We start from the raw sequence: 12,084 nt of genomic DNA, 5'->3' as shown, positions 1-12,084 counted from the left end.
TGATCAGCCGACCGCTGCGGAGATGGTTGTGACCGCGTAGTAGATCAGGTAACCGGCCAGGCAGATGTGGATGACGGTGCCGATCACGCCGAGAGTGCGCGCAATCAGTGCCTGCTGGTAGGCGCTTTCGGGGATCTGAGCGGCGCGTGCGCGCCTGATTGCCGTGTTTGACCAGACCCATGCGGGAATCGTGCCAAAGAGTCCGATGAGGAATAGGCCGAGGACCGCGAAAACCATGGGGCCCGTGCTGGGGATGCTCTCGGCCTGCATGCTCGGCGAGGTCGGGTTGTAGGTGAACTCCGGGGCGCCGACGGGTGCTTGTGGCGCGAAGACGCCGGTTGCCGAGGCAGCGAGAGGCGCGGATGAGCTCTGCTGGGAAGCATGCGGCATGCTGAAGCGATCGCTCTCGGGTGTGCCCCAGGGGGTACCAACAGGAGTCTGCGGCGTGGCCTCGGGTGTCGTTTGTGAGCCCATGGGCGTGCTTGGCTGCGCGTTGATCGGATCGCTCTGTTGCGCGCTCAACGGGGCGCTTGGTTGTGACCCTGCTGAATCCTGCGGCGCCCGAGGCGTCGGCATGTTCGGCGGCTGGAATACGTTGGGCGCTTGAGGATCTGGTTGCGTCATGCCTCCATCATAGGCAATGGCATGAGGTCCAGGCGCGTTCCAAGCTTGTTCATGTCTGTCCAGGCCGCCTCCTGCCCGCTCCTGCCCGTCCAGGCCGCCTCCTGCCCGGCCATGCCTGTTCCTGCTTGCGCGAAGCTTGCTCCCGCCTGCTCTACATGAAGTCGGTGTTTGTCACAGGTTATGCCCTGTGTCTTTTTCCAACTTCGTGTGACTATTCGGATTCGCAAGACTGCTCGTGTCTGCGCCGAGCCGGCTCCTGCCCGCTCCTGCCCGCTCCACACGAAGTCGGTGTTTGTCACAGGTTATGCCCTGTGTCTTTTCGCGACTTCGTGTGACTTTCCGCGGCCGAGGCCGAGGCCGCGCCCCCCGTGTGTCTTTCCGAGGCCGCGGACGAGGCCGCGCATCCGCAGGCACACCCCCGCACCAGCACACATGTAGAGCGGGGGCCGGTTTCCCGACCCCCGCTTTACCCGCTATACGGACCTGACGTCACAGCATGCAGGACACGCAGCCCGAAACTTCGGTGCCTTCCAGTGCCATCTGGCGCAGTCGCATGTAGTACAGGGTCTTGATGCCCTTCCTCCACGCGTAGATGTAGGACTTATTGAGGTCACGCGTGGTCACCGTATCGGGGTAGAACAGCGTGAGCGACAGACCCTGATCGACGTGCTGGGTCGCCACCGCATAGGTGTCGATGATCTTCTCGGGGCCGATTTCGTACGCATCCTGGTAGTACTCCAGGTTTTCGTTCGTCATGTAGGGCGCCGGGTAGTAGACACGACCGATCTTGCCTTCCTTGCGGATTTCGATGCGCGAGACGATCGGGTGGATCGACGAGGTTGAGCCGTTGATGTAGGAGATTGAACCGGTCGGCGGGACCGCCTGCAGGTTCTGGTTGTACATACCGTACTGGGCGACGTCGGCCGCCAGGGCTGCCCAATCCTCCTGCGTGGGCAGGTGGATTGTCGAGGCCGCAAGAAGTTCGCGGCAGCGCTCAGTTTGCGGCTCCCAGACCTGGTCGATGTACTTACGGAAGTACTCGCCCGAGGCGTACTGGGAATCCTCAAAGCCTTCGAAGCTCACGCCGCGCTCGCGGGCGATCAGGCAGGATGCCTTGATGGCCTCGTAGGCGACGGCCATGAAGTACATGTTCGTGAAGTCTAGGGCTTCTTCGCTGCCGTAGTAGATGTGTTCGCGGGCGAGGTAGCCGTGGAGGTTCATCTGGCCGAGGCCGATGGCGTGGCTCATGGCGTTACCGCGGGCGATCGAGGGCACCGATTGGATATCGGACAGATCGGAGACGGCGGTCAGGCCGCGGATCGCGGTTTCGATGGTCTTGGAGAAGTCCGGGGAATCCATGGTCTTCGCGATGTTGAGCGAGCCCAGGTTGCAGGAGATGTCCTTACCAATGTGCGAGTAGGAGAGGTCATCGTTGTAGGTCGAGGCCTCGGACACCTGAAGGATCTCCGAGCACAGGTTCGACATGGTGATGCGGCCCTTGATGGGGTTCGCAGCGTTGACCGTGTCTTCGAAGACGATGTAGGGGTAGCCGGACTCGAACTGGATTTCAGCGATAGTCTGGAAGAAACGACGTGCGTTGATCTTCTTCTTGTGGATACGACCATCGTCAACCATCTCGTGGTACTTCTCGGTGACCGAGATTTCCGAGAAGGGCACTCCGTAGACGCGTTCGACGTCGTAGGGGCTGAAGAGGTACATGTCCTCGTTCTTGCGGGCCAGCTCGAAGGTGATATCGGGGATGACGACGCCCAAGGAGAGGGTCTTAATACGGATCTTCTCGTCCGCGTTCTCGCGCTTGGTGTCCAGGAACTGCATGATGTCCGGGTGGTGTGCGTGCAGGTAGACAGCACCCGCGCCCTGACGTGCGCCCAGCTGGTTCGCGTAGGAGAAGGAGTCCTCGAGCAGCTTCATGACGGGAACCACGCCACTGGATTGGTTCTGAATCTTCTTGATCGGGGCGCCGGCCTCGCGAAGGTTGGTGAGCTGCAGGGCCACGCCGCCGCCGCGCTTGGACAGCTGCAGTGCGGAGTTGATGCCGCGGGCGATGGACTCCATGTTGTCTTCGATACGCAGAAGGAAGCAGGAGACCAGTTCGCCTCGCGCGGCCTTGCCGGCGTTGAGGAAGGTCGGGGTTGCGGGCTGGAAGCGCCCGGTCATCATCTCGTCGACCAGGTGGCGCGCCATCTCGATGTCGCCCTGTGCCAGGTAGAGCGCGACCATGACAACGCGGTCTTCGAAGCGCTCGAGGTAGCGGGTCCCGTCGAAGGTCTTGAGCGTGTACGAGGTGTAGTACTTGAAGGCGCCCAGGAAGGTGGGGAAGCGGAACTTGTGCGCGTAGGCCTGCTTGTGGAGGTCCTTAATGTCCTGGAAGTCGTATTGATCGAGGACGTGCTTCTCGTAGTAGCCCTGCTCGACCAGGTATTCCATTTTTTCTTCCAGGTCGTGGAAGAACACGGTGTTCTGGTTGACGTGCTGGAGGAAGTACTGGCGTGCTGCCTGTCGGTCGGCCTCGAATTGGATCTTGCCATCCGCATCGTAGAGGTTGAGTTGCGCGTTGAGCGCGTGGTAATCCAGCTCGGGGGAGGGGGCTGGTTCTACTCCTGTGTCAGTGAGGTTTTCTGCCAAAACTCGCTCAATCCTTCGCGAACTCGTGAGACGTCTTCGGCGGTGCCGAGGAGCTCAAATTTGTACATGTGGGGGATGTGTAATTTTGCGGAGATGATGTCTCCGGCCAGGCAGTAGGCCGTGCCGAAGTTGGTGTTCCCCGAGGAGATCACGCCGACGCAGAGCGAGCGGTTGTGTTCGTCGTTGAGGAACTTGATGACTTGTTTGGGTACTGCGCCCTTGATGTTGCCGCCCCCGTAGGTGGGGACGATGAGGACGTAGGGTTGCTCAACGTGGAGGAAGCCGTCGCGGGGGAGGAGGGGGATTCGCTGTGCCGGGAAGCCGAGTTTTTCCACGAAACGGCGGGTATTGCCCGTCGCCGACGAGAAGTAGACGACGTTGACCATGTGGTCTTTTCCTTTCACGAGGCCTGCTCTGTTTGGGAGCAAAAAGTTGCCCGGTCCCCTGGGATGGTGGTGTGGGGACCGGGCGGGTTGCTTTTAGGCGTTGACGACGCGTCCCGATTCCATGGACGAGGCCTGTGCCGCGGCCTTGATGAGGTCGGGGCGGTAGCCGCTCCAGTGGTCATCGCCGGCGATGACGACGGGTGCTTGCTGGTAGCCGAGGCCCTTGATGAATTCGAGGGCTGAGGGGTCTTCGGTGAGGTCGACCTTCGTGTAGTCCAGTCCCTGCTTATCGAGTGCGCGGTAGGTCGCATCGCACTGGACACACATGGGCTTGGAGTAGACGGTGATGGACATGGTCTGACCTTTCAGTGTTGTGGGTAAGTGTTCGTTTTTCCGCTTGTTGACCCGGGGGAGCGGAACATGGGTCAACACTACACCTTGTGTGTCTATTCGCAAGCAGGCCCAATATGTTGTGTCTGGGGCGAAAGTGGGCACTAATTGTGGATGGGGGTGTGTGCTCCTGTGGAAGGGGTGTGGATGAATCTTGCTTACATCGGTGTAATTCGTGGAGTTTTGGGTTTTCGAGGCTGTGGATACAGGTGTGTGTGGTGTCCACAGAAGGGGGCTGCGCTGTGGGTAAGGACACGAAAATTTTGATGAATTTGCGTGCGAGATCGGCGTGTCGGGCGTCGGCAATTAAAAAGGGTAAAACCGACTTAAAAACAAAGTGCGTAGATGCTGAATAAGTAATGCACAAAACCTTATAAGTGTGAGCGACATCACGTATATGCTCTGAAAACTTGCATGAAAAGCAAAAGAAAAGGGTGTATATGCAGGTCAGGACGCATATGGGGAGGGTGAAATGGGTACAGATTTCATTCAGAAATGAATCAGGGTCGTTCCGAAGCTGGGAAAAGCCTGAAAGATTCAGTTGTAAATCGAAAGGCTTTCTTCTAGGGTGTAGTCGTTCTGATCTCCGTAGACAGTGGATGACACCAAAACTGTTGCTAACGCTACATTTATTGGTCGATTGTCAGTAAGCTGTCAGTAAATCCCACCACAACATGAGGAGTACGCTCAGCATGACGAATGCGAAAAGCCAAGCTACTTCGAAGCGTAGAACTGCGGCGACGCGCTTTGTGGCGGCATTAGCCGTTGCGGCGACCGCTGGTAGTGCACTGGTTGGAAGCCAGATCGTTGCTCCTCAGGCTGCGTATGCGGCGCAAGAGCCTGCTGCGACAAAGATTGATGTCGGCGAGGTCTCTGCCTGGATGGGTAAAGGCGTCACTAACGACTCCGAGACCGACACGAGCACGGACTACAACAACTTCATCCGCTACGGCATCGTGAAGGGTATGACGGAGGACCGGATCCGCACGGGCGATCAGCCGACCACGACGACGCTTGGCGGTCCCTATGCGAAGGCGAACGACGCGTGGACCTACATTGCCCGCGGTATGCCGTGGAAGTGGGATAACCAGGATGTTGACTACGGTGACCCGCCCGACAGCAAGGCGTGGATGCAGGCCCATTACGACAAGTGGAAGAATGCGGGCAAAAAGGCCATCTGGGTGAACGGTCAGTCGGCTATCGGTTTCAAGCCGAACAACCCCGGCGAGGTCGAGCCCGGCCAGACCTTCCTGCTTGGAGCGATTCGCCACAACAACCTGCCGATTGGCGGTACTACCCCGAATCAGCCCTACCTGCACTCCTCGCTAAACCTGCAGCTGACCGGTCTGATCCCCGGCGACACGGGCGAATCGTATCCCTTCGTTAACCACGAGACCTTCAACACTCTGTCCTCGACGATCATGTACCGCAAGGGCGGTGCGTACATCAAGCACCCCGGAATCGCTGGCACCGGTACCTGCCGTACGGACATCGGTATTAACGGTAAGGCTGCGACCGATCCTGCACTTCCGGCTTCCGGCGTTTCGTATCTGCGCGACGCCGTCATGGACCAGGGAATCTACTACGGCACGCCCCAGTGGGCAAAGAAGGGCGGCAAGTACGTTCTGGATGAGAATGGGCAGAGGCAGTTCATTGGTACCGCCTATGAGCCGGATCCGATCGACCCCTCCGACCGCTCGAAGGGTTACGTCAACAAGCCCGAGTCCCGCTCCGGACGCTACTACTGCGTCAAGTACGTGGGTGAGGGTAACGGCGACTACGACCTGTACAGCCAGTACTACAACAAGGGTGCCGAACAGCCCTTCAACCAGATCACCACGAAGAGGGCCCTGCCCATCGAGTGGCCTGGCGCCAAGGGTAACGTCAACGAGAACCCCTACGTCTACGACACCGTCAAACTGGAGAAGACAGCCTCGGACCGTACCTTCACGAAGAACGGTCGTACCTACCGTCTGCACCTGTGGGGTTTTGTTCCTGCCACAAACGCAACGAACTTCTTGACCCCCGATAACTTCAACTCCATTCCGACAGCGAACTGTCCGGCGAATCCGTCGGAGGACGCCGCACGTACCGACACCTTCGTCACACAGGAACTTTCGGTGAACTATGGCTGCCTCTACGGCGTCATCACCGAAGAACGAACGGTGCGCATCGCTAAGTCGGTCGAGGATCCGGACCATGCAAATCCGACGATTCCGGCAGCCTCCTTTGGAGTTACAACAGGGACGACTTGGCACGATAACACTGATCGTAAGCCCACTACGACTGGCAACGTCAGCGTCACGAAGCCCACGGCTTCAAGCGCCCCTGCGAACACCAAGTACATCTCGGCCGCAGAATCCGCGTCGCTGACGCCCACCGGTTTCGGCGAGGCAAACGCTGCGTACGATTCAAAGTTCATTCCCTTCGAAGTTGGCAACTCTGACTTCACCATTTCGGAAGATCAGATTGCTGATCCGCAGTGGAAGCTCAAAGACATCAAGTGTGTCAACGGCATCGGCGAAGACGTTGCCGTCACCAAGACAGAACGCGGTGTCAACTTCAAGAACGTTGGCGGCGCAGCCTCCAATGAGGCAGCCCCCATCACCTGTACCTTCGTCAACGAATACGAAGCTCCGAAGGTTCCGAACCTACGCGTTCAAAAGAGCATCGAAAACAATGGTGGCGTCACCGGCGCAACTGAGTTCGATGTCGATTACAAGATCGTTGCCACCAACGATGGAAACGGCGCGGGTAACACCGGCAAGCTGACGGATAAGCCCGACTTTGCCAAGGGCCTCGAAATCCAGTCCGCTAAGGTCGCCACGACCCAGGCCGGCCTCGCCGGTGCCGCTAACGCAACCGCAAGTGGCGGCGTCTACACCCTGACCAACGGAGTCAACCTCGATCCGGGTAAGACCGCTGAGTTCTGGATCCGCTTCCACGTGAAGCGCAACGAGTCGGCCGCTGGTTACGACGTCAAGAACCTCGAATGTAAGGTCACCGGAAACAACGTTCCGACCCCTGGCTTCGGTCTCTTCAACCAAGTCGTTGCCGAAAACGGCAAGGACTCTGACGGCGAAGACAACAACAAGGCGTGTGGCCCGGTTCCCGTCTCCAAGATGCGCGTCGAAAAGAGCATCCAGGTGAACGGTGCAACCACGGGTGCCACCGACTTCATCGTCGACTACAAGATCGTCGCAACCAACGACGGCAACACCAAGGCCTCAACCGGCAAGCTCACGGATAAGCCCGACTTTGCCAAGGGCCTCGAAATCCAGTCCGCCAAGGTCGCTACCACCCAGGCAGGACTCACCGGCGCAGCCACTGTGACTCCCGCTAACGGTGTCTACACCCTGACCAACGGAGTGGAACTCGATCCGGGTAAGACCGCTGAGTTCTGGATTCGCTTCCAGGTCAAGCGCAACGAGTCGGCCACTGGCTACGACGTCAAGAACCTTGAATGTAAGCTCGACGCCAACGGTATTCCCACTGCCGGCTATGGCCTCTTCAACCAGGTCGTCGCCGAAAGCGGTAAGGACCACGACGGTGAAGACAACAACAAGGCCTGTGGCCCGGTTCCCGTTACCAAGATTCGTGTTCAGAAGAGCATCGAAGCAAATGGCGGCGCAAACACCGGTGCAACCGAGTTCGATGTCGATTACAAGATCGTTGCAACCAACGACGGAAACCTGAAGACCTCGACCGGAATCCTCACGGACAAGCCGGAGTTCGCTAAGGGTCTTGAGATCCAGTCCGCTAAGGTCGCCACGACCCAGGCCGGCCTCGCTGGTGCTGCAAACGCCACCGCTGCAAACGGCACCTACACTCTGACAAACGGTGTGGAGGTTGAGCCCGGCAAGACCGCCGAGTTCTGGATCCGCTTCCACGTCAAGTTCAACTCCGCAGCAGCTGGCTACGACGAGACCGCTCTCGAATGTAAGCTCGACGCCAAGGGAATCCCCACCGCCGGCTTTGGCCTCTTCAACCAGGTCAACGCTCAGACGGGCAAGGACCACGACGGCATCGACAACAACAAGGCCTGCGGCCCCTACGTGCCCGCAAAGGTTCGCGTTGAAAAGAGCATCGAAGCAAACGGTGGCGCCACCGGTGCAGCCGAATTCGATGTCGACTACAAGATCGTCGCAACCAACGACGGACAGATCGCAACCACCACCGGCAAGCTCACGGATAAGCCGGAGTTCGCTAAGGGTCTTGAGATCCAGTCCGCAAAGATCGCGACCACGCAGGCCGGCCTCGCTGGTGCTGCAAACGCGACCGCAGCTAACGGTGTCTACACGCTGACCAATGGAGTCACCCTCCAGCCCGGCACTACCGCCGAGTTCTGGATCCGTTTCCACGTCAAGCGCAACACCGCTGCCTCCGGCTACAGCGAAACCAACCTCGCATGCCACCTCGATCAGAAGAACCTCCCGGTTCCCGGTTTCGGCCTCTTCAACCAGGTCTACGCCGAGAACGGTAAGGATCACGACGGCATTGATAACAACAAGGCCTGTGGTCCCAACGTTCCTCACGAGATCGTCGTCGTGAAGGCCGGTACCCAGAACACTGGTAAGACCTTCACAGACCCGACCAACCAGTACACCTCCGGAGATGGATCGGCGCTCTACCCGCTCAGTGGTGCAGAGTTCGCGATCTACAGCGGCGGCAACCCGCAGAACTCGACCTCCGCGACCCTCGTCAAGACCCTGTCCGCAGGAACCACGACGGACGTCTACTACTGGTCAGTCACCGGCCTTGAACTCAACACCGACTACTGGTTGGTTGAGACCAAGGCACCGGCTGGACACAGCCTCCTGCCTCGTCCGATCCCCTTCCGCCTGACCACGGATGGCAACGGCACCGTTGTCACCCTGGGCGCGGAGGTGCGCGATCAGACCAAGTGGGCCAACTCGGCCGTCCAGGCCTACGCCTCCGTCACAAACGCAACACTGCCCCAGAGCGATCAGGGCTTCGTTGTGGGCGGCGCACGCAAGGCCACCATCTTGGTCAAGGACACGGAGGTAGGACACCTGCCCGTCTCGGGCAGCCTCGGAATCTACCCGTACATCGGTGTCGCAATGGCGCTTATGGGCGGGGCGATGGTGATCTCTCTGGTCACCATGAAACAGCGTCGCAAGGCGGAAAACTTCGCCTGAGACACTGACCCTAGTTGATGACTAGTTCACATCACCATCACTCGATCTGTTCAAAGATCCCGTACAACAGGAGAACACAAATGACAACTCTTAAGACCCGTCGAGGCATCAGCCTCCTCGCCGTCATCGCAGTTGCTGCTGGCGCTGCTGCGGTTCCGGGTATTGCTACGGCAGCCCCGACCGCATCCGCATTCGGCGTCGTTGCAACCGCTCCCCAGCTCCCCTCGCTGGTCGACCTGGACCCCGCCAAGACCGGCTCCATCACCATCCACAAGCTGGTGAAGGATGACACCAACGGCACCACCGAAGGCACCGGCCTTGAGGACACCACCGTCACCGGCACCGGCCTCGACGGCGCAAAGTTCACCGTCCAGCGCCTGACCGGCGTCGACCTGACCACTCAGGCCGGCTGGGAAAAGCTCGTGGGCTACAACGGCAACGTTGACGCCGCAAAGGCTGACGGCGTTGACGCCCCGGTCGAGAAGACCACCGCTGGCGGCGGCCTCGCAAAGTTCGATAATCTGCCCCTCGGCGCCTACATCGTCACCGAAACCGAGACCCCCGCAGGCTACATCGGCTCCAAGCCCTTCATCATCACCGTCCCGATGACGCACCCCACCGAGAAGAACGAGTGGAACTACAACCTGCACGTCTACCCCAAGAACTCCAAGGCTGGCGTTGACAAGCAGGTCAAGGACGACACCACTCCCGCGGTTGGCTCCGAGATCAACTACACCATTAACTCCGACATCCCCAGCCTCCCCGCTGGCGACAAGCTGAAGACCTACATGGTCGCCGACCAGTACGACAAGCGCGTCACCATTGCGACCAGCGATGTCACCCTGGCGCTGTCTGACGGCACCGCTCTTGTGGCCGGCACCGACTACGATCTCAAGACCGCTACCGGAACCGTTGCTGCTGGTACAGACAACTACAAGTTCATCACCGCTGTCTTCACCGAAGCCGGCCGTAACAAGATTGCTGCCGCCCGTGCAGCAGGAACCGACGCCACCAAGGTCGTCATGAAGCTCAAGGGCACCGTCACCGGTCCGCTCTCCGGAAACGGCCTGGTCCCCAACAAGGTCACCCTGATCCCGAACACCCCGGCAACCCCGTGGGATCCCGAGTCGGGCACCACTCCTCCCCCGGAGTACCCGAACTCTGAGGTCGTCTCCAAGTTCGGCAAGGTCAAGATCACCAAGGTCTCCGCAGCCGATCCGACCGCCAAGCTCAAGGACGCCGAGTTCTCGGTCTACAAGTGCACCCCCACCGGACTGACCTCCGGCACCGACAACTTCGTTTCCACCAACGCAACTCTCGGTGACAAGATCACCGTTAATGGCAAGGACACCTTCACCACCGACGCCGACGGCGTCGTGGAGATCGACTCCCTGCGCAACAACGACTGGGAGAACAACAAGCAGGTCGACAACCCCGGTTGGTACTGCCTCGTTGAAACCAAGGCTCCTGCAGGCTTCGAGCTCCAGACCCGCCCGATCGCCTTCCAGATCCTCCAGTCCAACTCCAAGGCCGACAACCAGTACACCCTGGAGACCACGGTCAAGGATGCTCCTCACAACGGTGGATTCCGCCTGCCCGTCACCGGTGCTGCCGGTGTGGGCGTGCTGATCGCAGCTGGCTCGGCACTCGTTGCTGGCGCTGGCGCCATCACCATTGCGAACAAGCGTCGCAAGGAAAACGCCTGATCTCTAACTGAGATTTAGCCGGGTGCGGGAAGGCCCACGGGTCTTCCCGCACCCGTTTCTGTACAATCAACACCAACCCCCATCACCCCATCCAAAAGGCGACTCATGAGCGAGAACGACATCCACGCAGACGACAGCCTCACAAGCACCCCGGTTCAGGACAACACACCTGAAACCGCGGAAGAACGCGAGCATAGACTTCGCAAGGCAAAACGTCGCCGTCGCCTCTTCACCATCCTCCCCCCGATCCTGCTGGTGCTCGGCATCCTGGTCCTGCTCTACCCCGTCATCTCGACCTACCAGAACAACGTTGAGCAACAGCGCATCGCGAAAGCATTCAGCGCCGAACAAACCAACGTCGGCCGAGATGTCGTCAAAGACGAACTCGCACGCGCCGACGAATACAATCGTCAAGCAGCTGAAGCACCCATTCTTGACCCCTGGTTGGAATCCCAACGGCCCAACACCCCCCAATACTCCGATTACCTCTCACAACTGAACGTCAACCCCGTCATGGCGACCGTTAAGGTCCCCAAAGCCGACATCAGCCTGCCCGTCTACCACGGCACCGAAACCTCGACCCTTGAAAAGGGCGTCGGACACCTCTTTGGAACAGCGCTCCCCGTCGGCGGCGAAGGAACCCACACGGTTCTCACCGGCCACTCGGGACTGGGAAGCGCAACCATGTTCGACCACCTCAACCGCGTTGAACTCGGCGACGTCTTCTACATCGAAGTCTTGGGGCGCCACCTCAAGTACAAGGTCACCGACATCCGCACCGTTCTCCCAAACGAAACGGAAACCCTGAACAAGGTCGCAGGAAAAGACCTCGCAACCCTGATCACCTGTACTCCGTACGGCATCAATACTCACCGCCTCCTGGTCACCGGTGAACGCGTCCCCATGGACGATGCGCAGGTCGCAGAAGAATCGGCCAATGTTGAACCCGCAGTCGTTCAGACCTGGATGATCGCCGTTGTTGTCGGCATTATCATCGTCCTCATCACGACCGCAGTCCTATGGTTCCTCGCCCACAAGAACCGCAAGAAGCGCGAAGCAGCGCAGCTCGCAGCCGCAGAAAGTGGCGCACTCGCAGCTGAAGGCGACACCGCACAAGGCCTCGAAAGCGGAAACCCCGCAGCTACCGACGCTTCTGAAGCTCGCGAGTAGAGC

7 protein-coding genes are annotated in these 12,084 nt (G+C 59.4%); 3 read left to right on the top strand and 4 right to left on the bottom strand.

What is annotated here, in order from left to right; genetic code table 11:
- Positions 1-3: 3 nt before the first annotated feature.
- From HMPREF1627_RS02450 to nrdH, 4 genes are all read right to left on the bottom strand, one after another.
- Positions 4-624: a hypothetical protein gene (locus HMPREF1627_RS02450; protein WP_034500853.1), complete on the bottom strand. Its 621-nt coding sequence runs from the start codon at positions 622-624 to the stop codon at positions 4-6.
- 489 nt (positions 625-1,113) lie between these two features.
- Positions 1,114-3,270 carry a class 1b ribonucleoside-diphosphate reductase subunit alpha gene (gene nrdE / locus HMPREF1627_RS02445; RefSeq protein WP_034500852.1) on the bottom strand — a complete coding sequence of 719 codons (2,157 nt, stop codon included), beginning with the start codon at positions 3,268-3,270 and terminating at the stop codon, positions 1,114-1,116.
- A complete protein-coding gene (nrdI, locus tag HMPREF1627_RS02440) occupies positions 3,240-3,656 on the bottom strand; it encodes a class Ib ribonucleoside-diphosphate reductase assembly flavoprotein NrdI (RefSeq protein ID WP_034500851.1) in 417 nt (138 codons plus the stop codon). Before nrdI ends, nrdE begins: the two co-directional genes overlap by 31 nt.
- Before the next feature lie 93 nt (positions 3,657-3,749).
- Entirely contained in the window at positions 3,750-4,010 is a 261-nt protein-coding gene (gene nrdH / locus HMPREF1627_RS02435) for a glutaredoxin-like protein NrdH (protein WP_034500849.1), read from the bottom strand.
- 728 nt (positions 4,011-4,738) lie between these two features.
- Between nrdH and HMPREF1627_RS10745 the strand changes: the two genes are divergently transcribed.
- The 3 genes from HMPREF1627_RS10745 (at position 4,739) to HMPREF1627_RS02415 (ending at position 12,081) form a co-directional block, all read left to right on the top strand.
- Positions 4,739-9,205 carry a prealbumin-like fold domain-containing protein gene (locus HMPREF1627_RS10745; protein WP_234305212.1) on the top strand — a complete coding sequence of 1,489 codons (4,467 nt, stop codon included), beginning with the start codon at positions 4,739-4,741 and terminating at the stop codon, positions 9,203-9,205.
- 80 nt (positions 9,206-9,285) lie between these two features.
- Positions 9,286-10,911, top strand: a complete 1,626-nt coding sequence (locus HMPREF1627_RS02420; protein ID WP_081940743.1) for a SpaH/EbpB family LPXTG-anchored major pilin — start codon at positions 9,286-9,288, stop codon at positions 10,909-10,911.
- 105 nt (positions 10,912-11,016) lie between these two features.
- Positions 11,017-12,081, top strand: a complete 1,065-nt coding sequence (locus tag HMPREF1627_RS02415) for a class C sortase (RefSeq protein ID WP_052040797.1) — start codon at positions 11,017-11,019, stop codon at positions 12,079-12,081.
- Positions 12,082-12,084: the final 3 nt, after the last annotated feature.

It is taken from the genome of Actinomyces sp. S6-Spd3, assembly GCF_000758755.1.
GTDB lineage: Bacteria > Actinomycetota > Actinomycetes > Actinomycetales > Actinomycetaceae > Pauljensenia.
This window is presented reverse-complemented; position numbering and strand designations above follow the sequence as displayed.

Bases quoted from the DNA above. Each gene is read 5' to 3' on its own strand.
- HMPREF1627_RS02450 (WP_034500853.1), bottom strand. From the start codon at position 624: ATGACGCAACCAGATCCTCAAGCGCCCAACGTATTCCAGCCGCCGAAC.
- nrdI (WP_034500851.1), bottom strand. From the start codon at position 3,656: ATGGTCAACGTCGTCTACTTCTCGTCGGCGACGGGCAATACCCGCCGT.
- nrdH (WP_034500849.1), bottom strand. From the start codon at position 4,010: ATGTCCATCACCGTCTACTCCAAGCCCATGTGTGTCCAGTGCGATGCG.
- HMPREF1627_RS10745 (WP_234305212.1), top strand. From the start codon at position 4,739: ATGACGAATGCGAAAAGCCAAGCTACTTCGAAGCGTAGAACTGCGGCG.
- HMPREF1627_RS02420 (WP_081940743.1), top strand. From the start codon at position 9,286: ATGACAACTCTTAAGACCCGTCGAGGCATCAGCCTCCTCGCCGTCATC.
- HMPREF1627_RS02415 (WP_052040797.1), top strand. From the start codon at position 11,017: ATGAGCGAGAACGACATCCACGCAGACGACAGCCTCACAAGCACCCCG.